This is a genomic window from Rhodococcus sp. NPDC127593 (genome assembly GCF_042671975.1).
GTDB lineage: Bacteria > Actinomycetota > Actinomycetes > Mycobacteriales > Mycobacteriaceae > Rhodococcus_F.
In genome coordinates this window covers 58,808-79,956 of the sequence record NZ_JBHXWI010000033.1, presented here as the reverse complement: position 1 = coordinate 79,956, position 21,149 = coordinate 58,808, and the positions used below count along the sequence as shown (strand labels likewise).

Here is a 21,149-nt window from a genome sequence, read left to right as displayed (position 1 = left end):
GGTAAACGCGCGGCCCCGGCACCGGCACCGGCACCGATGGTCGAAAATGGAACCATGGCAGGGGAAGCGAGCGAGATCGTTCTGAGCAAGCAGGATCTTCGTGAGGTCACCGCGTTTGCTGCGGGGTGTGCGGAGGTGGTGCTCGAGTTATTCGAGGCCGATCAGCCGCACGACTCGCGGCCCCGAGATGCGATCACGGCTGCGTGCGAGTTCGCGCGGGGTGCTGAGCGTGGGAAATCTCTGCGCGATATCGCGTGGGCGGCGCTCGAGGCAGCCAAGGGCACGGACACCGCGGCTGCGCGCGAGGCCGCGTGGGCAGCGATGTCTGCGGCAGGCGCCGCCTATTTGCATCCGTTGGCCAAGGCCACCCAGGTCAAACATATTCTCGGAGCAGGCGCTCACGCGGCCCGAGCGGCCGAGCTCGTCGCCGGTGACGATCGGATCGTCGGTACCGGACACGTCGAGCAGGCGGTGCATCGTGCGACACCCGTCGTCGTCGACGTGCTCGAGCGCTTTCCTGAGGCACCGGCGGGCGGTGGACGGGTCGGTGAGTTGATCCGCATGCTGGACACCGACCTTCGTCGCCGACCGTCGACCCAGCCCCCCTGTGCCGCTAAGAATTCGTGAGGTCTCGCCGACGGAACAGCACCACTCCGACAGCACCCACGACGACGGCGATCACCGCGAGCCAGACCAGCGGAGTGGCCGTCACCTCCACGGCGGGAACGGGCGGAACGTGCGTGAACGGCGACAGATCGCGGACCGCCTGAGGCAACCCGAGCAGTGATCCGAGGAATCCGAAGATCAGGCAGACCGCGAGCACACCCCAGGAGAGCCCGGCCGACCAGGCCGGGACACCGCCGAACGCCAACACCACCAATGCCGCGACCACCGCGATCGCCGGTACGAAGACGAGGGCGGCCCCCGTGAGGTTCACGACCTTTCCCGGCACGTCCTCAGTCACCAGACCGTACGCGAGACCGGTCGCCGCTCCGGTCAGCGTCTGCAGGACGACGATGCCGACGGCGACCAGGCCGACGTGCGCCAGCATCCACCGCGGACGCGAGACCGCTGTCGCGAGAACGGGTTCGAGTCGTCCCGCGGACTCCTCTCCGCGCATCCGGAGCAGTGCCTGCACGGCGTAGCCCGCGACCGCGATCGCCATCATGCCGAAGATGGCGGCGAAGTAGGCGTCGACCATGTTCGTCGTGCCGCCACCAAGCTGTTCCATCATGTCGGCCACCTGCTCGCCCTCGCCGAGGAAGTCGTCGATCTGGTCTGCGATCGCGCCGTACACCACGGCGAGGACGGCGATTCCGAATGCCCACCAGAACAGGATCGTCCGTTGCATCCGCCACGCCGATCCGACCGCCGTCGGCAGCGAACGGGACGCGCGGGCGGGGCCCGGGCGGGTCGGCACGAGCCCCGAGCCGACGTCCCGGTGCTCCGTGAGGGCGAAGCCGACCGAGCCGACCGCGAGTGCGAACACGGCGGGCAAAGCCAGGACCCACCACGCGTTGTCGTCGTACGGACGGACCTGCTCGGCCCAGCCGATCGGCGACACCCACGTCGGCCAGCCACTCACCACCCGAGTGCCGTTGTCCGTCACCGTCCCCGTCATGTCCCCCACCGCACGCAACAGGAATGCCACGCCCAGGGCGGCCCCGGCCAGTCCGTTGGCGGTGCGGGCACTGTCCGTCACCTGCGCCGTCACCGCGGCGATCGCCGCGAACGCGATACCGACACCGGCGACGGCCGCTCCGAGCGCCACCGACCCGTCCAGTGGCAGACCCGCCGCCACCAGCACGACGACGTTGAGCAGTCCGAGGGTCAGGTTGGCACCGACCGCGACCACCAGGGCCGCGGTGAGCAGTGCCTTCCGGCCCACGACGGCGGCCTCGACGAGTTCGGCGCGGCCGGTCTCCTCGTTCTGGCGGGTGTGCCGCACGACCAGCAGGGTGGTCATCAGGCCGGCGGCCAGCGACAGAGGCATGACGATCTGGCAGGCGAGCACGGCGCCGGCACTGTACCCCGATACGAGACCGTTGGTTGCCAGCGCGACCGGCGACGCCGCAGTGGCCATCGCGAAACTGCGCAGGTCGGGCTCCGTGGGGTAGAGGCCGAGCACGCTCGACGCCGAGAACGCCTGCAGCGCTGCGAGAGCGAGCAACCACACCGGTAATTGGATGCGGTCGCGGCGCAGCGCGAGCCGCACGAGCCGGGCGGTTCCCGCGTACTGGCCGCGGCCCGCCGTCGACGGTGCCGTCACCGTGCTCATGACGTCCGCGTCCCCGACTCGGCCCGCCGATGGTTCTCGCCCTCTCGGGCCAGTTCGTCCCCGTAGTGCCGGAGGAACAACTCTTCCAGCGTCGGTGGCGTCGACGTCAGCGACGTGATCCCGAACGTCAGGAGATGGCGCAGCACCCCGTCGATCGCGCTGGTGTCCACCTCGCACCGGGTGTGCTGGCCGTCGACCCGCACGTCGTACACCCCCTCGACGGCCTCGAGTCCGGTCACCGGCCGCTGTGTATCGGCGGTGATCGACGTGCGCGTGAGGTGACGCAGTTCCGTGAGGGTGCCGGTCTCCACGGTCCGGCCCTCGCGGATGATGCTCACCCGATCGCACAGCGCCTCGACCTCCGCGAGGATGTGACTCGACAGCAGGACCGTCTTCCCCGAGTCGGACATCTCCTCGACGCAGTCCTGGAACACCGACTCCATCAACGGATCCAGCCCCGACGTGGGTTCGTCGAGCACGTACAGTTCGACGTCCGACGCGAACGCAGCCACCAGCGCGACCTTCTGCCGGTTGCCCTTCGAGTACGTGCGCGCCTTCTTCGTCGGATCGAGTTCGAACCGCTCGAGGAGTTCCGCGCGCCGCGGCTCGTCCAGCCCGCCGCGCAACCCGGCGAGGAGATCGATCGCCTCGCCGCCGGTGAGATTCGGCCACAGGTTCACGTCACCGGGAACGTAGGCGAGCCGCCGGTGCAACGACACCGAGTCGCGCCACGGGTCGCCGCCCAGGAGGCGGGCACTGCCCGAGTCCGCGCGCAGCAGGCCGAGCAGTACCCGGATGGTTGTCGACTTGCCGGACCCGTTGGGGCCGAGGAATCCGTGCACCTCCCCCGTCCCCACCTCGAGGTCGAGGCCGTCGAGTGCGCGGGTCGGCCCGAACGTCTTGACGAGATTCTCCACCGAGATCGCAGCCATGCTGGGGACGCTACGCCGGTTCGCGGATGGTCACGACGGGTTCCGCGGCCCCCGCCGCGACGGGGCCGGATCAGATCAGACCGAGTTTGCCCGCCTCGTACACGGCCTCCGCACGGCGGCCGACGTCGAGTTTGCGCATGATGTTGCTGACGTGAAATTTCACCGTCGTAGCCGAGATGAACAGCCGCTCACCGATTTTCGCATTCGAAAGCCCCTTGGCCAGGAGTTGCAGGACCTCGAGTTCACGCTCTGTGAGCCCGTCACGCGGCGTCGTCTGCCCGTTGAGCGAGCGAATCACGGCCGACGCGCTGCGTGAATCGAACGCGCTCTCGCCGCGGGACACGGCGCGGATGGCGCGCACCAGTTCGGTGGTGTCGACGTCCTTGACCACGTATCCGCGGGCGCCGGCATGGATCGCGCGGACGACGAGTTGCTCGTCGAGAAACGTGGTGAGCACGAGCAGACCCATCTTGCCGTCCGCGGCGGACAGTTGCGCGCACAGTGCCAGCCCCTCGTAGTCGGAGGCCGCCGACAACTTCAAGTCCATCAGCACGACATCCGGCGCGACGTCACCGACGACCGCCAGCGCCTCCTGCATGGACGACGCCTCCCCGACCACCTCGAGATCCGGCTCCCGCTCGAGGACGGAACGCAGACCCTGACGGAGAATCGCGTGGTCGTCGACGAGCACGAGCTTCACCACCGAGATGGGGCGAGCGGACCCGGTCTGGTCATGCACCGAGGTTCGTATGGTCATCGGTCCACCTCACTGTCGGAATGTAACGGGATCCGGGCAGCCACCCGGACTCCGCCGATCCTGGCCCGCGCCACTTCGAGGGAGCCGCCCAACTCGGCTGCCCGGGCCTGCATGTTCGCCAACCCGCGGTGGTGCCCGTCGAGGTCGTTGTTCGCCGCCATCCGCAGCATCAGGCGCATCCGCTTGGGATCTCCGTCTCCGTCGTCGGCGACGGAGAGCAGCACCGAATCGGCCGAATACGTGAGCCGCAGGACGGCGCGCGTCGCGTTGGCGTGGACCGCCGCGTTGAACAGCGCCTCACCGGCGATCCTCAGCAGCGCATGTTCCCGGTCGCTGGACAGCTCGGCCGGGGTGCCGCCGACCCGGACGGTCACCGCGAGTTCGTCGGGCATGTGCACCACCCCGAGCTGCTCGAGCATCTCGGGCAGGGACGTCCGGTCGGAACCACCGGAGTGATTGAGCGCGTAGATGGCCGAGCGCAACTGCTCCACGGCGCGGCGCGTCAATTCCTTTGCAAGATCGAGCCTCTCGCTGCGTTCGTCGTCCGGCACACCGCTCCGGCACACCTCGATCTGCATGCCCGCCGACAGCACCGCCTGGGTGACGCTGTCGTGGAGTTCCCGGGCGATCCGGTGCCGTTCCTCGTCGAGCACCTGGTGCCGGTGGGCCGCTCCGAGTTGACGCTGGGTGGATTCGAGTTCGGCGTTGCGCACCGCGAGATCGGAAGCATTGCGACGCGCCTCCGAGTACGCGTGCTCAGCCCGCTCGAGCAGCAGCTGACCCCGCTGGTAGAGCGCCGAATTCTGCAGTGCTACGGCGGTCTGGCTCGCCAGGATGCTGAGAACTGCGCCGTCGGTGGTGTCGAGCGTGCGGTGCTCGGCCGTCCAGGCCGCGAAGGCTCCCACGACGCCACCCTCGAGGATGATTGGTACGAAGGCATGGTGCGCGTCGATGACGGGAGCGTCCCCGGTACGCGCGGACCGGATGTCGGCCAGACACGTCACGACCTCATCGGGCAGCGGTGGGCCCTCGACGTTGTCGACGAGGAACGGCGTCGCGTCCGGCCCTAGGACGAGCCGGCGCGGGCCGGCGTCGGGCAGCATGCCGTCGGCGAGGGCGAACGCGACCCATTGCGCGTCCAGGTGGGCCCGGGCCGCCTCGGCGACCGCGCAGATGAGGGTCTCGGGGCCGTCCACCGTGCGGACGAGGGCCCGCGAGATGAGTTCCAGTGCGTGGACGACACGTTCGAGACGTTCTGCGGCGCCGCGATATTGGGGGTAGAACGTCGGCTTGCCGGACCGCAGTCCGGTGAGCGTCGACAGGTCCGGGGCGTTCATGCGCTCACAGCGCAGTCCGGAACAACGCCACCATCTGCTCGTGGGTGGCCGTGCGCGGGTTGGTGGACATGCACGCGTCGCGGAGCGCGAACTCGGCCAGGCGTGACAGATCCTCTTCGCGAACTCCCAACTGTCCCAGACCTTTCGGCACTCCTACCTCGCGGGCGAGGCGATCCACCCGGTCCGCGACCGCCAGAGCAGCCTCCTCGGGTGTTCCGCGGCGCTCCTCGAGACCGAGAGCAGCGGCGATGGCGACGAACGGAGTGGCGTCGTCGGTGGCGTTGAATCGGATGACGTGCGGGAGAAGGATGCCGTTGATGACTCCGTGCGGCAGGTCGAGCAGTCCCCCGACCTGATGGCTCATCGCGTGCGCGGCACCGAGGATCGCGTTGGTGAACGCGAGGCCGGCTTCGAGACTCGCCTGCGCCATGACGGCGCGCGACTCCATCTCCATCGGCTCCTCGATGGTGCGGACCAGGGTGTCGGTGACCAGCCCGACGGCGCGGAGCGCGTGGTGGTCGGTGAGCGGGTTGTGTGCCAGCGACACGAACGCCTCGATGCCGTGAGTGAGGGCATCCAGGCCGGTCGCGGCGTTGAGCCACTCCGGCATGGTGGTGAGCAGCCGGGGGTCGATGACGGTCACGTCCGGCACGAGCGCGCGGCCGATGATGGTGATCTTGGTGCCCCGCCTCGTGTCCGTGACGATGCAGAACTGCGACACGTCGGCGCCCGTGCCCGACGTGGACGGCACCATCACCAGCGGCGGAATCGGACTGGTCGCCTGGTCGACTCCCTCGTAGTCGAGGATATTGCCCCCGTTCGCGGCGAGCACCGCGATGCCCTTCGTCGCGTCGATGACGGAGCCGCCGCCCAGGGCGACGAGGACGTCGCACTCCCCCTCGCGATACGCGTCGTGCCCGGCCGCGATCTCGTGGTCCTTGGGGTTGGGCGTCAGCGCACTCCACACGACGGGGGTGAGGCCCTGTTCGCGCAGCTGATCCTGGAGTTCGGCCGCCCAGCCCGCGTCGATCAGACCCGGATCGGTGACGAGCATCGGCCTCGAACCGCCGAGTCGGAGTACCGCGTGCGCGGCCTCGACCATCGACCCGATACCGAACACGATCTCGGGTGCGTGGAATTTCACCAGTCTGCCCGGGGCGGTCGTGCGGGTGGACGGATAGGACACGGACAAGTCGACACTCCTCCCGACACCTGTGTGCATGTGATCCAGATTACAGACTCTGACCCAGACCTTACGGTCCGGGACGAGCTCCCACACCCACCGAAGGACAGGTACGGTACCTACCCGATCGGGTAGGTAGCAGGGATCTCACCGCAACGCGTGCCCCAGTTCGGCGGCGCGGGCCATCAGCTGGGCAGCATCCCGCGCGACGACGACACGGTCGCAGATTTCCGCGTACTCCGGCATCGCGCACGACGCCTGATTCCAGTACCGCTCGGGTTCCGGGGTGATCCACGCCAGCCGGTGCACCTTGCGACGCAGTTCGGCGAACTCGTCGACACCCGGCGGCAGGCCGTTGCACCGCCCGTCGCCGACGACGACCACCGAGGTGCGGGAGTTCACGTCGGTGCCGAACTCGGTCAGCACGTCGGAGAACACCCGGCCGTAGTCGCTGCTCGCCTCCAGATCGATGCGCGGGTCGGCGAGCACGGACGCGAGCGCGTCGTCGTCGGCCCCGGCGAGGAGGGTGTCCGTGACGTCGACGGGGCGGTCCACGAACGCCAGGACCTGGCAGCGGCTCGCCCGGCGATGCATCGCCTGGGCCAGCCGGAGGGTGAAGGCGGTGACGGGTCGTACCGACAGCGACACGTCCGCGAGGATCAGCACCCGCACCCGGTCCGGGCGGGGCGCCTTCACCATGAGGTGGAAGGGTATGCCCTCGGTCCGCAGGCTCGCGCGCACGGTCCGGCGCATGTCGAGCCGGCCCCGCGCCAGTTCGCGCGGGCGGGGACGCGACGGCCCGCGCATCCGCCGAAGCACCTCGTAGCACGCCTGATTCACTTCCGCGCGGGTCGTGGCCGCCACGGTCCCGCTCGTGGTCTCCGGTCCGTCTGCGGGTCCGGCGGTGAGGTCCCGGGCGTCCGCCAGCGCGCCGACGAAGGCCTCCACCGCCTCCGCCAGCCGGTTCAACTGGGCCGCGGTGAGAGGTTCGGCCCCATCGGAATCGGCGTAGACCTTGCTCGGGTCGTAGGCGTCGAGCCACGCGAGAATCGACTCCGGATCGTCCCAGGACAACGATCCGACGACGGCACCGCTCGTCGACGACGCCAGGTCACCGACGGCGGTACTCGCCGCCCGCTCGACCTCCACCGTGTAGGTGACACCGCGTCGTCCGGACTCCGCTTCCGAATCGACGGACAGATCCGCGTCGCTCGACGTCATGCTGACATCGTCGTCGTCCTTGTGGGGGTTGAACCCCTTCTGCGCCTCGGGGGTGTCGAAGTGGTCGCCCACCTCGGCGGCGCGCTCGTTGTATTCCGCGTACCGGGCGGTCTCCGCGTTGTCCGCCACCTCCAGCGCGGAGGGCAGACCCTCCGCGAACTCGGTCCGGGACGGCGCACGCACGTCGTCGGGTGACGCGTCGGCGGCCGATTCGAAGAATACGTCGAAGGCGCGGTCGAAACCCGCCTGCTCGTACGTATATTTCGCGCACACCGCACGCAGCGACGCCCTCAGCGTGGGCAGGTCCCGGCCGCCGACCAAGCCGAACACCCGGCGAACCTCGATGACCTCGGCAGGAGACGCGGCGACGCCGTAGCGGCGCAACACTTTTCCGAAGGACGCCGAGAGAACGTCGAGGAGTTGCGCGGGAAGAGACGGGGAGGGGTCGGGCTGCGCGCGGAGCATCGTCAGCGCCTGCCCTGCCGACCCGCGCCGATGCCGCCACGGTCGCGGCCACCGTGCCCGCGGAAGACTGCGGTGGTGGTGTTGGCCGGCCGCGATGCGACCGTCACCCGCTCCACGGGCCCGGCCGGAGCGGTCTCCTGATCGTCCGCCGGGAAAGGCTGGTCACCGGACAGCCGGGTGCGGACCAGTTCGACGTCGCTGGTGTACTTGAGCAGGGCGGTGAGCAGGATGTCGCGGACCGCGGCCTGCGAACTCACGGCCACCCCCGTCGACTTCAGGACCACCGCCGCACGGGCCGCGTCGATGACCTCCGCGATGGACGGACTCTTGCGGAGCGGCAACTGCCGCAACGTGCGAGCCAGATCCACGACGTCCGCCGCGACGGCCTCCTCGACCTCGGGGGCCTTGGCCGTCACGATGTCCCGCTCACGCTGCGGTGTCGGGTAGCCGAGGTGGTAGTGCAGGCAACGCCGCTTGAGTGCGGGCGAGAGTTCGCGAGTGTCGTTGGACGTCAGGATCACCCACGGCGCCGACCGCGCGGCGAACGTCCCCACTTCGGGGATGGTGACCTGCCCCTCTGCGAGAACTTCGAGGAGCAACGCCTCCATCGATTCCTCGGTGCGGTCCACCTCGTCGACGAGCAGTACCACTGGTTCCGGTGACAGGATCGCCTCGAGCAGCGGACGGACCGACAGGAACTTCTCCGAATACAAACCGAAATCCTGCGCGGCCAGGAACTGCGACGCCTCGGCGACGTCGTCGAACGCGGCCATCTTCTCACTGATGCGGTCTCGCAACATCTGTACGTGCAGAAGCTGTTTCGCGTAGTCCCACTCGTACAGGGCCCGGTTGTCGTCGAGACCTTCGTAGCACTGCAGACGGACGAGCTTCCGCCCCGACGCCTCGGCCAGCGACTTCGCCAGCTCGGTCTTGCCGACGCCGGCCGGCCCCTCCAGGAGCAGCGGACGTTCTAGCGCCGTCGCCAGGTGGACGACCACCGCGAACTCGTCGTCGACGATGTAGTCGACCTCGCGCAACGCCGCCTTCAGTTCCGCGCCGTCGGCGAAGCGGATGTCCACCGGTTCCGGGGCTGTTTGCGGTGCAGTCATGATCGGGGCGTCCGTCCTTCGTCAGCGGTGTGGTTATGGAAACGCATCCGGGGCGGGGCCGGGCTGGGGTGAGGCTCCCGCCCCGGACGCGAGTTTCTGTGGTCGGTCAGTACGCGCTGTTGATCGCGTGGTCGACGACGGGGAGCATCGACTCGACCGTCACCTCGCGCGGGTTGCCCGGCGTGCACCAGTCGCCCTGGATGTGCTCGGAGATGGCCCGCACAGTCTTCTCGTCGCCCCGGATGGTGTCACCGCGACCCTCGTACTTCTTGGTGTTCATCTGGTTCTTGTCGTACGAGTCGGTGCGCACCTGACCGAAGTTGTCCGGAATGCCGACGTCCTTCGCAAGGCGGATGGCCGCCTCGACCGCCGCGTCCGCGGCCTGCACGGTGGTGAGGTTGCGGGTGTCGACTCCCAGCGCTCCGGCCAGCTGGGCGTAGCGCTCGTACCGCGACGGCAGGTTGTACTCCCAGACGCGGGGCAGGGCGATGGCGTTGTTCAGGCCGTGGTGGCTGTCGAAGAACGCGCTGACCGCGTGCGAGATGGAGTGCACGATGCCGAGGCCGCCGGAGTTGAATGCCTGGCCGGCGATGTACTGCGCGTTCATCATTCCCTCGCGGGCCTTCAGGTTGCGCGGCTCGAACACGGCCTCCCGCAGGTTCTTCGCGACCAATTCCACCGAGTACAGCGCATTGCCGAGCGACGGCGCGAAGTCGAGACGCGACACGTACGGCTCACTGCCGTGCGCGAGGACGTCGAATCCGCAGTACGCCGTGAAGTGCTGGGGGCAGGTGTAGTACAGCAGCGGGTCGTCGATCGCGAGGGTCACGATGGTCGCCTCGTCGAATCCCACCCACTTGTGCGGGTTGTTCATGTCCGACGTGTCGGTGATGACGTACGCCCACGACGTCTCCGAACCCGTACCGGCGGTGGTGGATACGGCGATGTGGGGCGGGTTCTCCTTGTTGGTGGACTTCGCGAATCCCTCGAACTCGTTGATGTTGCGGCCGTCGTGCGCGACCACCACACGGGCGCCCTTGGCGGCGTCGTGACTCGAGCCGCCGCCGACGGAGATGATCGAGTCGCACTTCTCCTTCTGGTAGAGCGCGGCCGCCTCCATGACGTTGTAGTCCTTGGGGTTGGACTCGACCTTGTCGTAGAGCACGACCTCGACGCCCTGGTACTCGATCTTGCCGACCAGTTCCTCGATGATGCCCGAGCCACGCAGGCCCGTGGTCATGAGCAGGGTCCTCTTGAATCCGAGGTTCTTCGCCTCGACGCCGATGATGTCGTGGGCGCCCACTCCCATCAGTGCCCGCGGGAACGGGTGGAATTCCTTGATGGGGAAGTCCCAGATCTGGTTGAGCTCGATGGCCATGGCCGTCTCCTCGATTAGTCGATGTCGGATCTGAAGCGTTGTGGAAGGGGACCCAATTGATGTGATCGGCGTCTCACCTGGAACCCACTGTGACCTAGTTCGGGCCCCGGTTACAGGCCTGCGGGCCCGAACCGTCCGACCGCGGCGCACAAACTGCCCGAACGGACAGGTGCGGCCGGGCCGAGCCGGAGGGGGCGGCACTCGATACGCTGTCCACTTCACGCGGAGTCCACCCGCTAGGCAAAAACTAGAACCTGTTCTATATTTGGAGCAGGCAAGCGAGCGTTCCGGCGCTGCGAAGTACGGAAGGACTGCACACACGATGACGACTGTCGAGGTGCCGCACAGCTCACGATCGGTGGTGCTCACCGTCTCGGGCGTGGTCGAGGAAACCCCCGACTCCCTGTCACTGGTCTTCGACGTCCCGGCAGACCTCGCCGACAAGTTCGCCTACAAGCCGGGTCAGTTCCTCACCCTGCGCATCCCCAGCGACCGCACGGGATCGGTCGCCCGGTGCTACTCGCTGGCCAGCTCACCGTTCACCGACGACGCCCCCAAGGTGACCGTCAAGCGGACGGCCGAGGGCTACGGGTCCAACTGGCTCTGCGACAACGTCGCCGTCGGCGACACCCTCGAGGTCCTCCCCCCGTCGGGAGTGTTCACACCCAAGTCGCTGGACCACGACTTCCTGCTGTTCGCGGCGGGTAGCGGCATCACCCCGGTGATCTCGATCCTCAAGTCCGCCCTCACCGAGGGATCCGGCAAGGTCGTGCTCTTCTACGCCAACCGCGACGAGAAGTCGGTCATCTTCGCGGAGGAACTCCGCACCCTCGCGAGCCGGTACCCGTCACGGTTCGTGTCCATCCACTGGCTCGAGACTGTCCAGGGACTGCCCGGCGTCGATCAGCTCGCCTCTGCCGTCGCACCCTACCTGGGGCACGAAGCATTCATGTGCGGACCGGCGCCGTTCATGGACACGATCCACAAGGCCCTCGCCGACGCCGGGATGCCGCGCAGCCAGGTGCACGCCGAAGTGTTCAACTCGCTGGCCGGCGACCCGTTCCGTGACGCCGACGTCGTGGAGGTCACCGAAGACGAGGCCGCCGACGCCGCCATCGTGGAGGTGGAACTCGACGGCGAGATCCACAATCTGAGCTGGCCCCGCAAGCAGACCCTCGTCGACATCATGCTGGCCAAGGGAATCGACGTGCCCTACTCCTGCCAGGAGGGCGAGTGCGGGTCCTGTGCGTGCACCGTGCTCGAAGGCAAGGTCGAGATGGAGAACAGCGAAATCCTCGACCCCGAGGACATCGAGAGCGGCTACATCCTGGGCTGCCAGGCCCGTCCGGTCACAGATCACCTCAAGATCGAATTCTGACGCCGCTCACCCCAGTCGGCCGAAACCGACAACGGCGGAGTCGCTCGTCCAGTCCACGGTGTGCACGCGGATACGGCCGAACTCGTTGCCGCCGACCGTCGTAGCGGTGTCCCCGTCGACAGCGACGACGACGTTGGTGTGCTGGCCGACCCAGCTGCTGTTGTCGTAGAGCACCACGTCCCCGACGGTCGGGCGGTACCCGCCACCGACCTCCTCGAACCGCGATTGCGACTCGTAGTACTCCTGCAACGTGTAGACCCCGGGGATCCGCCAGTGCCCGGAATTCGGATTCGACAGCGGCCGGCCGGCTTCCCGCATGATCCAGCTGACGAAGTCCGCGCACCAGGGCTCCTCGACCCCTTCGGAGTAGAACGTGCCCGGCCGCTGCCTGTAGTGCTCGGCCTCGAGCAGCCCGACGATCCGTGCCTGTTGCGGCGACAACGCGGACGTGTCGACGGCCGGGAATTCGGCCGTGTCCCAGGGCAGGTAGCGGTCCGGCGCCAGCCACAACACCCCTCCCGCCACGACGACCATCACCGCGACGACGGCGCCGAGGATCAGCCCGGCACGTCGGCGGCGGCGAGTGGGCGCGGGAGCAGTCATGCCACCGAATGTAGCGGGTATCCGGTCACCGCATCGCGCGGTAGCCGGCGCGCTCCTCGGCTGTCAGATGCTCGCACGCGTACGTCAAGGCGGTGCGGCCCATCGCCGCGGCGTGCCGGTCGAGGAAACCGGTGAGCAGGTCGCGGTCGACCCGCTTGCCGACCTCACGCAGCATCCAGCCCGTCGCCTTCTGTGTGAGGTCTCGGCGATCACCGAGGACGGACTCCGCGACGTCGAGCGTGGTGGAGGCGTCACCCCGGCGGATGAAACCGAACGTACTGAGCAGCGCGACGCGCCGCCGCCAGAGGTCGTCGTCCGCGGCCAGCTCGAAGACCGGGTCCCGCGGCCGGTCGTACAGCCACGCGCCCAGGATCCGGTCGGCGGACGAGTCCACCAGATCCCAGTTGTTCACGCGTCCCCGCATCAGCAGGTCGAGGTAGAAGGACACGATCTTCTCGCGCAAGGCGTCGTCGCCTGCCTTCGTCGCCCGGTCGAACTGCGTAACGAGTACCAGCAGCCCCGCCAGTCGATGCTCGTGCGCCGGACTGTCGAGCAGCACCGTCACCTCCGGCAGGTCCAGATCGGCGTGAGCACGAACCACGCTGCGCGTCCCGGGAACCCGCACGCCGATGAACACGTCGCCCTCCCCGTACTCCCCCGGACCGGTCTTGAAGAACCGTGCCAGATTGACGGCGTCGGCCTCGTCCGACAACTCGGCGAGTGCGCGTTTCACGTCGGCTGCGGTGGAAGTCACGAAGGCACTGTCCCACAGGTGAGCGACAGTCGCCGCGACACTACGGACGAAGATCACGAAACATACTCTGACCTGCAGTTCGCGTTATTCGAATGCAACGATGCAAGTATTGATCGGGCGGTCAATCAGGCGTGTACTCGAGGTGGACACAATCCGTTCTCGAGGAGGTTGGACATGAGATCGTGGAGTCGTATGCAGGATGTGGTGGCGATCGTGATCGGCGCCTTCGCGGCACTTTCGCCGCTGTGGCTCGACACCAACAACGCCGCGATGTGGTCACTCATCGTGCTCGGTGTGCTGGTGGCCCTCTCCGGTCTCGTCCACATGAGCCGCCCGGAGATGACTGTCGCCGAGTATGCAATGGCGGTCTTCGGAGTGCTGTTGTTCCTCTCCCCGTGGGTGATGAACTTCGACGCACTCACGGGCGCGTCGTGGACCGCATGGGTCGTCGGTGTCCTGGCAGTCGTCGTGGCTGTCACGGGGTTGCCGATGATGAGTTCCCGGATGCACGGACACGGAGGGCTGGCGACACATCACTGATCTGTGAACCAACAGCACCGAGAACATCGATTCGGGCGGGGCGCAGGCTTACGGCCTGCGCCCCGCCGTTCACGTCGGGAAAGGCCCATGCCAGCACCCCATCTCGGCAAACCCGGTGGCCCCCAACCGCGGAAAGGCCGGCGGCGGCGCAGCGCGAAGATCGACGGAGACGCCCGGGAACTGATTCTCGACGCCGCCGAATCCCTCATCGCCGCAAACGGATTCGATGCCACGTCCACCGCATCGATCGCCTCTGCCGCGCACGTCCCGAAAGGCCTGGTGTTCTACTACTTCCCCACCAAGACCGACATCCTTCTGGCGCTGCTCTCCGAAAGACTGCCGACCGAACCCTTCGGCGACGTGAGCCCCCTGGTCACCCCGGGCGACCCCGCCGCCAGCCTCGTCAACCTCGACACCGCGCTGAATCTGCGCGATCACCACTCGTCGGTGATGCGCGTGATCATCTGGCGTGAAGCCGAGACCCACCCGGACGTCCGCGCCCATCTGCGGCGGTTCCGTGACTACCTCAGCGACATCACCGAGCGACTGCTCCAGGCCAGTTCGCCGTATCCCGTGCAACCCGGAACACTCCGGGCATGCGCGACGGCATGGGTGGCCGCGATGTTCTCCGTCGCAGGCAACGACCGCCTGCACGACCTCGACGACCTGCCACGACGGCACGGCGAGGAACTCGACAACGTCGCGCGGGTGGTGGCGGCCGGGATGGTTCAGCTCGGCTGAGAATGTCCCGCGGACAGCAGCTGACCGGCGGGGAACGCCTCCGCGCTCGCAGGCAGACGTCCGGGCCTGCCGCTGAGGAAGACCTCGACGGTGCCCTCCCCCGCGCTCGGACGGTTCAACGCATCGATACGGCGGAGGGTCTGCGCCGCAACCGCCTCCGCGCTGTCGAACAACCGCACCCCGGCGGGGAGTTGCGCAGCGATCTCGTCGGCCACCAGCGGGTAGTGAGTGCAGCCCAGCACCACTCCGCCGACGTCGTCGGGCGTGCGCTCCACGGCGGAGGCGATGGCCGCGGTGGCAGCGTCCCGCTCGCCGCGGTCGATGGCCTCCGCGAGACCATGGCACGCGACCCCCACCACGGAACTGCCGTTCCCGAACTTCTCGATCAGATCGGCCTGATACCGGCTCGCCGTCGTCGCCGCGGTCGCCCAGACGGCTACCGACGGACACGCGGCGGCCGCCGGCTTGATCGCCGGAACCGTGCCGACGACCGGAACTGCCGGTCCGACGAACTCCCTGACGTGGTCCAGCGCGGTGACGCTCGCCGTGTTGCACGGCAGCACGATCACCTCGGCTCCGCGGTCGAGGCAGCGCTGCGCGGTCGCGAGAACGCGGTCGATCACCCACTGTTCCGGCTTGGGACCCCACGGAGCCCCGTCCGGATCCAGAGCGAGGATCAGATCCAGGTCGGGTCGCAACTTGCGCAGCCACGCCGACGTCGGCAGCATGCCGAGACCCGAGTCGATGAGCGCAATAATCACCCGGAGAATCTATCGCGCCCCCGCCCGGCCGCCTACGCCGACGCGGCCTCGAGAACTTCGCCGATCGGAGTTCCCGCCGCGATCTTGCCGCGCATCTTCATGACGCCTCCCGCCATTCCACCGCCGACGACACCAACCAGGATGCCGTCCCGCTCGTAATAGGCGAGGAACTTGCGGCCGTCGTCCTTGATCAAGTGCACCTCGTCGGTGGACGCCACCGTGCCCAGTGCCTGGATCTTGATGTCGTACTGGTCGCTCCAGAAGTACGGCACCTGAGCGGCGGCGTTCTCGTCGCCGGTCCCCGTCAACGCCCCGGCGAGGATCTTGGCCTGCTCACCGGCATTGCTCCAATGCTCGACGCGTTTGCGACCGCCCACCCGCAGCTGCCACGCGGCCACGTCGCCGACCGCCCACACGTGCGGGACCGCGGTACGTCCGACGCCGTCGCACACCACACCGTTGTCCAGTTCGACGCCCGAGCCGTCGAGCCACGCGGTGACCGGCACCGAGCCGACTCCGATCGCCACCACGTCGACGTCCACCTCGCTTCCGTCTCCGAGGACGGCTCCGGTGACCCGGTCGGTGCCCACCAGCGACGCGAGCCCGACACCGGCCCGTAGGTCGACCCCCTCGGCGGTGTGCAGCCGGGCGACGAGTCCGCCGAGCTTCTCGCCGAGGACGGACGCGAGCGGTGTCGCCTGCGGCTCCACCAGCACCACGTCGAGACCACCGGCCCGCATGCTCGCCGCCAGCTCACAGCCGATGAAGCCCGCCCCGACGATCAGTGCGCGCTTGCCCTCGCCGAGGTCCGCGCGCAACGCCAGGCTCTCGTCGATGGAACGGAGAACGTGGACGCCCGCGAGGTCCGGCAGACCCGGGATGCGCCGCGGCACGAGGCCGGTGGCGATCACCAGTTCGTCGTAGTCGAGTTCGGTGCCGTCGGCGAGTCTCAGAATGCGGGATCCGGTGTCCACCGATACCGCCTCGACCCCCAGACGCAACTGGATGTTCTTCTCGTCGAAGAACTCACGCGGCTTGAGCGTGGTGTCGCTCTTCTCCCCGCGCATCACTTCCTTCGACAGCGGCGGCCGGTCGTAGGGAAGGTGCGGTTCACCGCCGAGAAGAACCAGGTCACCCACGTATCCGGCCCGCCGGAGTTCCTCGGCTGTGCGCAGACCTGCCAGGCCCGCACCAACGATCACAATTCTCTGCACGCGACCACATTATGCGCTCCGCGCCCGTGAGTACTTATCAACCGCCCGCGGTTGACAAGTACTCACGGGTCAGAGATCGGCGATGGCCTCGAGCGGGCGGGTGCGGGCGGCGCGGCTCGCCGGCCACAGCGCTGCGAGCACACCGACCACGCCGGATCCGAGGAGCATCGCGACCACCTGCCCCCACGGCACCGTCACCTGGTCGAGACCCTGATCCTTCAGGGTGCTCACGAAGCCCCAGCCGAATGCGATGCCGAGCAGCACGCCGACGGCCGCACCGAACACCGCGATCAGCATCGATTCCAGGTAGATCGTGCGACGCATCTGGGACCGCTGCATTCCGACCGCGCGGAGCATGCCGATCTCCCGCCTGCGCTCGACCACCGACAGCGCGAGCGTGTTGATGATGCCGAGGATCGCGATCACGACGGCGAGTGCGAGCAGTCCGTAGAGGATGGCGAGGAGCGTGTCGATCTGCTGCCCCTGCGTTCCCTTGAACTGTTCCCGGTCCTGCACCTGAACGACGACGAACTGCTTGGTCGCGGACTCGAGGTCGGCACGCAGCTGCGTCAGATCCGCACCTGGCTTCGCGTCGATGAGGACAGCCAGATCGGGAATGGTCGCGGCGGGCATCACCTGGCGGTACACGTCGTCCGAGACGAGCCAATCGCCGACCAGCTGGTTGTCCTCGAAGACACCCGTCACCTCGGCGTCGACGACCTTCCCGTCGGCGCTCGTCATCGGGACCGTCGTCCCCAGCGTCCAGCCCTTCTGCGCGGCCGTCGTCTGGGACACGATGAGGTGGTTACCCGTCAGATCGGCGCCGCCCTCGACGAGCTTGTAGTCCAGGACGCCCTCGAGCGGGCCGTCCAGCGACGCGCCCTGCTGCTGCTCGTCGTCGACCTTCACGGACACCGGATGCAGGGCGGCGGCACTCTGGACGTCGTCGAGGTTCCGCACGGCCCTCGCCGCGCCGCTGGGCACACCGATCTGGTTGGGTCCGGTGAGCACGTAGTCGGCGGACACCCCCGAGTCGACGAGCTGGTTGACGCTGGCCTTCGCGGACGCGCCGAACACGCCGATCACGGACACGAGCATCAGACCGAGCGTCAGCGCGAACGCGGTGGCGGCGGTACGGCGCGGATTCCGCACGGCGTTGGTGCGGGCCAGGTGCCCGACCGGGCCGAACGGCTTGGCCAGCACCGCTCCGAGCGCCCCGACGATCGGCCGGGACAACGCCGGGGCGGCGAACAGCACAGCCAGGATCAGAGCGAGCGCGCCAGCACCGACGACGGCGGCCGCGCCACCACCCGTGCCCCGCGAACCGATCACGAGTCCTACGACGCCGAGGACACCGAGGACGGCGCCGGCGATGGTGCGCACGTGCAGTGAGTCACCGGTGGACGCGAATTCCTCCCGCATCGCCGCGACCGGCGGCACCTTGGACGCGCGCCGGGCGGGTGCGTACGCGCTGATCGTCGTGACGAGCACACCGACCACGAGGGCGATGAGAATCGTGCGCGGCCCCACCTGCAGGGGACCCTCGGGCAGACCGACGTCGAACGCGTTCAGCAGTGCGCGCAAACCGTAGGCCAGGCCGACGCCGGCGGCTATCCCGATCGCACTGCCGATCACGCCGACCACGAGAGCCTCGAAGACCACGGAACGGCCCACCTGCTTGCGGCTGGCGCCGATCGCGCGGAGCAGCGCCAGTTCACGCAGACGCTGCGCCACGATCATCGAGAACGTGTTGTAGATGATGAACGTGCCGACGAGCAGGGCGATCGCACCGAATGCGAGGAGGAAGTAGTTGATGAAGCTCAGCGCCTCCGTCACCTGCGCCTTGGTCTCCTCGCGCACCTCGTCGCCGGTCTGGACCTTTGCGTCGGGAAGGGCGGCGGCGATCTCGTCGCGCAGTTCGGTCTGGGACAGACCGGTGCCGGCGACGTCGATGTACTCGACGTGCTTGCCGTCGGTGAACAGTTCGCGGGCCTGCGAGTCGACGAACGTCGCGCCGATGAACCCACCGGTCTCGTTGCCGGTGTCGTAGATACCCGAGACGGTGACGTCGACCATGCCGCGAGCGGGCACGAGAACCTTGGTGGTGTCGCCGACCGCCAGCTGGGCGCGTTCGGCGGCACTGGCGTTGACGGCCATCTGGCCGACCTGTGCCGGCGGCGTTCCCTGGACGTACTCGTCGGGTTCCCCGAGCGCCTGGCCCGGCGGCAGGTACGACTCGCCGATGCTCGGCGCACCACCCGTCTGGACGGCGGCGCCGTCGGAATCGATGAGGACGATCTGCCCGCTGACGGCAGGTGCCACCGCGCGCACTCCGTCCAGCGCGGTGATGGTGTCGAGGTCGGCGAGGGGCACTCCGCTGGAGTTGCGCTCCTCGCCCGACACCCGGACGTCGACCCCTTGCGCGGTGTTCTCGAAGATCGAGTCGAACGTCTTCTGGAGTGTGTCGGTGAAGACGAAGGAGCCGGCGACGAACGCGGTGCCGAGCACCACGGACAGCACCGTCAGTGCCAGCCGGACCTTGTGTGCCGCCAGGTTGCGGAGCGACACCTTACGCATCGGAGCGCTGGATGTGGACGCCATGCGGTCAGACCGCCGCGTCGGACGCGAGGGCGTGGGCGGGCTCGTCGAGTCGCTTCATCGTGTCGAGGACCGAATCGGCCGTCGGGTCACGCAGTTCGTCGACGATCTTGCCGTCGGCGAGGAAGACCACCCGGTCGGCGTAGGCCGCCGCGCGGGGATCGTGCGTGACGATGACGACGGTCTGGTGGAACTCGTCCACCGCGGCGCGCAGGATCGACAGCACCTCACCTGAGGACTTCGAGTCGAGGTTGCCGGTGGGCTCGTCGCCGAAGATGATCTCCGGCTGCCCGGCCAGGGCGCGGGCACACGCGACCCGCTGCTGCTGACCTCCGGACAACTCGCCGGGGCGGTGCTCGAGACGGTCCTGCAGTCCGAGCTTGGTGAGCACGTTCTCGAGCCACGCGGCGTCCGGCTTGCGGCCCGCGATGTCCAGCGGAAGGGTGATGTTCTCCAGTGCCGTCAGCGTCGGCACGAGGTTGAACGCCTGGAATACGAAGCCGATCCGGTCGCGTCGCAGTTGCGTCATCTGCTTGTCCGTCAGCGTCGTCAACTCGGTGTCGCCGATGAGGACGGAACCCGAACTGGCCTCATCGAGACCGGCCAGGCAGTGCATCAGCGTCGACTTACCTGAACCGGACGGTCCCATGATCGCAGTGAACTCACCACGGGCGAACTCCGCGGATACCGCGCTGAGCGCGTGGACCTGGGTGTCGCCGGTGCCGTACGTCTTGGACAGCTCGACAGCACGGGCAGCGACAGCGGGGGCATGCGTGCTCATGATCGCCTTTCGTCATTCCTCTTGTGGCGGTCCGGCCCCGTGGTGACGGGCCGGGACGGTGCACGCGCGGCGCACTCCTCCATCTTGTCGACACCCGCGGCGGCCCGCCATCAGGGACCACCCTGATCTTCGGTCCGACTGCGCGTGATCTCGGACACGGAGACCCGCACGGAAACGCCCACGACGGAACTACCGACCTGGGAGAATTCCGGTATCGCCGGTGCGAAGGAGAGCCTCATGGCCATCGAATCCCCCAAACCCCGGGTGGGATCGCGGTTCCTCGACGCGTTCCTGCAATCACCGTTCGCCGGCCTGGCACCGTGGATCGTGATGTCGCTGCTGTCCGGCCCTGGGCGGTTCGAGGAATCGGTCGCCACCGCTCTCGGGTTGTCGATCCTGTTCCTGTTCCTCAGCCACCGCCGCGGCGGAACCCTCAAACCCCTCGAAGTGTTCGACATCCTCTATTTCGGCTGCCTCGCCGCGATCGGACTGTTCGCGTCCGACGACCTGATCACGTGGCTGGAGAAGTGGTCGGGCGAGATGTCGAGCCTGGCGCTGGTCACGTTCGCGTTCGGCTCGCTGCTGCTGCGCAATCCGTTCACCCTCCCGTACGCGAAAGAGACCACACCCGAGGAGTATTGGGCCTCGCCACTGTTCCTCAAGGTCAACCAGCTCATCACGCTGGTGTGGGCGCTGTCCTTCACGGTATCGGCGGCGGCCGGACTGTACGGCGACCTGGTCCTCGACCAGCCGGACAATTTCTGGACGGGCTGGATCATCCCGATCGGGGCGTTGCTGTTCGCGCTGTCCTTCACCGAGTGGTATCCGGACGTGGCGAGCGCGCAGGCGCCGCGGGAGCCCGGAGAACCGGAAGAGGTGGCACCGCCCCTCGTCAAACTGTTCGACTTCCTGCCGCCGTTCGTGGTCGGCGTGGGGATCGCGATGCTCGTCACCGACAACGACCCCGACTGGCTGGGCATCACCCTGATCGTGGTCGGTGTCCTCGGCACCGCTGCGCTGCGACGCGCGGACGCACAGAGCCGAAGCAGTTCGGCCGCGTGAGGCAAAACGTCACTGATCGGATCACCGGCTACTAGCCTGATGTGACTGACGTCACAG

The 21,149-nt window shown here is 68.1% G+C and carries 19 protein-coding genes; 5 read left to right on the top strand and 14 right to left on the bottom strand.

All coding sequences use genetic code 11. The annotated features are described in order from the left end of the window. Nucleotides 1-54 precede the first annotated feature (54 nt). Nucleotides 55-627: a putative immunity protein gene (locus ACFVJ3_RS28515; protein ID WP_378455252.1), complete on the top strand. Its 573-nt coding sequence runs from the start codon at nt 55-57 to the stop codon at nt 625-627. Here ACFVJ3_RS28515 and ACFVJ3_RS28510 read toward each other — a convergent pair. The 8 genes from ACFVJ3_RS28510 to mdo all read right to left on the bottom strand — a co-directional run bounded on the left by ACFVJ3_RS28510 (nt 614) and on the right by mdo (nt 10,660). Continuing rightward, complete coding sequence (locus ACFVJ3_RS28510; RefSeq protein WP_378455251.1) at nt 614-2,278, bottom strand: ABC transporter permease; 1,665 nt, start codon at nt 2,276-2,278, stop codon at nt 614-616. The genes ACFVJ3_RS28515 and ACFVJ3_RS28510 overlap by 14 nt on opposite strands. Beyond that, nucleotides 2,275-3,210, bottom strand: a complete 936-nt coding sequence (locus tag ACFVJ3_RS28505; RefSeq protein ID WP_378455250.1) for an ATP-binding cassette domain-containing protein — start codon at nt 3,208-3,210, stop codon at nt 2,275-2,277. The genes ACFVJ3_RS28510 and ACFVJ3_RS28505 overlap by 4 nt, the downstream gene beginning before the upstream one ends. Before the next feature lie 70 nt (nt 3,211-3,280). Beyond that, a complete protein-coding gene (locus ACFVJ3_RS28500) occupies nt 3,281-3,967 on the bottom strand; it encodes a response regulator (protein WP_378455249.1) in 687 nt (228 codons plus the stop codon). Beyond that, the gene (locus ACFVJ3_RS28495) at nt 3,964-5,304 is read right to left on the bottom strand and encodes a histidine kinase (protein WP_378455248.1); all 1,341 of its coding nucleotides are present in this window, start codon (nt 5,302-5,304) and stop codon (nt 3,964-3,966) included. Before ACFVJ3_RS28495 ends, ACFVJ3_RS28500 begins: the two co-directional genes overlap by 4 nt. Nucleotides 5,305-5,308: 4 nt before the next feature. After that, on the bottom strand, nt 5,309-6,496 hold the full coding sequence (locus ACFVJ3_RS28490; protein ID WP_378455247.1) for an iron-containing alcohol dehydrogenase: 1,188 nt from the start codon (nt 6,494-6,496) through the stop codon (nt 5,309-5,311). A gap of 138 nt (nt 6,497-6,634) precedes the next feature. Beyond that, a complete protein-coding gene (locus ACFVJ3_RS28485; RefSeq protein WP_378455246.1) occupies nt 6,635-8,173 on the bottom strand; it encodes a VWA domain-containing protein in 1,539 nt (512 codons plus the stop codon). A gap of 2 nt (nt 8,174-8,175) precedes the next feature. Then, nucleotides 8,176-9,282, bottom strand: coding sequence for an AAA family ATPase (locus ACFVJ3_RS28480; protein WP_378455245.1), 1,107 nt, complete (start codon nt 9,280-9,282; stop codon nt 8,176-8,178). Nucleotides 9,283-9,388: 106 nt separating this feature from the next. After that, entirely contained in the window at nt 9,389-10,660 is a 1,272-nt protein-coding gene (mdo, locus tag ACFVJ3_RS28475) for an NDMA-dependent methanol dehydrogenase (RefSeq protein WP_005239439.1), read from the bottom strand. A gap of 322 nt (nt 10,661-10,982) precedes the next feature. Here mdo and ACFVJ3_RS28470 point away from each other — a divergent pair, with 322 nt between their 5' ends. Next, nucleotides 10,983-12,038 carry a 2Fe-2S iron-sulfur cluster-binding protein gene (locus tag ACFVJ3_RS28470; protein ID WP_378455244.1) on the top strand — a complete coding sequence of 352 codons (1,056 nt, stop codon included), beginning with the start codon at nt 10,983-10,985 and terminating at the stop codon, nt 12,036-12,038. 6 nt (nt 12,039-12,044) lie between these two features. Here the strand turns inward: ACFVJ3_RS28470 and ACFVJ3_RS28465 are convergent, their stop codons facing one another. After that, the gene (locus ACFVJ3_RS28465; RefSeq protein ID WP_378455243.1) at nt 12,045-12,641 is read right to left on the bottom strand and encodes a CHAP domain-containing protein; all 597 of its coding nucleotides are present in this window, start codon (nt 12,639-12,641) and stop codon (nt 12,045-12,047) included. 25 nt (nt 12,642-12,666) lie between these two features. After that, a complete protein-coding gene (locus tag ACFVJ3_RS28460; RefSeq protein ID WP_378455242.1) occupies nt 12,667-13,395 on the bottom strand; it encodes a DNA alkylation repair protein in 729 nt (242 codons plus the stop codon). 174 nt (nt 13,396-13,569) lie between these two features. On the opposite strand from ACFVJ3_RS28460, the gene ACFVJ3_RS28455 reads away from it, so the two are divergent. Continuing rightward, nucleotides 13,570-13,935: an SPW repeat protein gene (locus ACFVJ3_RS28455; protein ID WP_378455241.1), complete on the top strand. Its 366-nt coding sequence runs from the start codon at nt 13,570-13,572 to the stop codon at nt 13,933-13,935. Nucleotides 13,936-14,022: 87 nt separating this feature from the next. Continuing rightward, entirely contained in the window at nt 14,023-14,676 is a 654-nt protein-coding gene (locus ACFVJ3_RS28450; RefSeq protein ID WP_378455240.1) for a TetR/AcrR family transcriptional regulator, read from the top strand. On the opposite strand, the gene ACFVJ3_RS28445 is transcribed toward ACFVJ3_RS28450, so the two are convergent. From ACFVJ3_RS28445 to ACFVJ3_RS28430, 4 genes are all read right to left on the bottom strand, one after another. Further along, the gene (locus ACFVJ3_RS28445; protein WP_378455239.1) at nt 14,664-15,437 is read right to left on the bottom strand and encodes a glutamate racemase; all 774 of its coding nucleotides are present in this window, start codon (nt 15,435-15,437) and stop codon (nt 14,664-14,666) included. The two genes, ACFVJ3_RS28450 and ACFVJ3_RS28445, sit on opposite strands and share 13 nt — an antisense overlap. Before the next feature lie 32 nt (nt 15,438-15,469). Then, nucleotides 15,470-16,651 (bottom strand): NAD(P)/FAD-dependent oxidoreductase, encoded by a 1,182-nt coding sequence (locus tag ACFVJ3_RS28440; protein WP_378455238.1) that lies wholly within the window; start codon nt 16,649-16,651, stop codon nt 15,470-15,472. Between the two features lie 69 nt (nt 16,652-16,720). Next, nucleotides 16,721-19,252 (bottom strand): ABC transporter permease, encoded by a 2,532-nt coding sequence (locus ACFVJ3_RS28435; RefSeq protein ID WP_378455237.1) that lies wholly within the window; start codon nt 19,250-19,252, stop codon nt 16,721-16,723. Between the two features lie 4 nt (nt 19,253-19,256). Beyond that, nucleotides 19,257-20,030 (bottom strand): ABC transporter ATP-binding protein, encoded by a 774-nt coding sequence (locus ACFVJ3_RS28430; protein WP_378455236.1) that lies wholly within the window; start codon nt 20,028-20,030, stop codon nt 19,257-19,259. 144 nt (nt 20,031-20,174) lie between these two features. Between ACFVJ3_RS28430 and ACFVJ3_RS28425 the strand changes: the two genes are divergently transcribed. Continuing rightward, nucleotides 20,175-21,092: a hypothetical protein gene (locus ACFVJ3_RS28425; protein ID WP_378455235.1), complete on the top strand. Its 918-nt coding sequence runs from the start codon at nt 20,175-20,177 to the stop codon at nt 21,090-21,092. Nucleotides 21,093-21,149 lie beyond the last annotated feature (57 nt).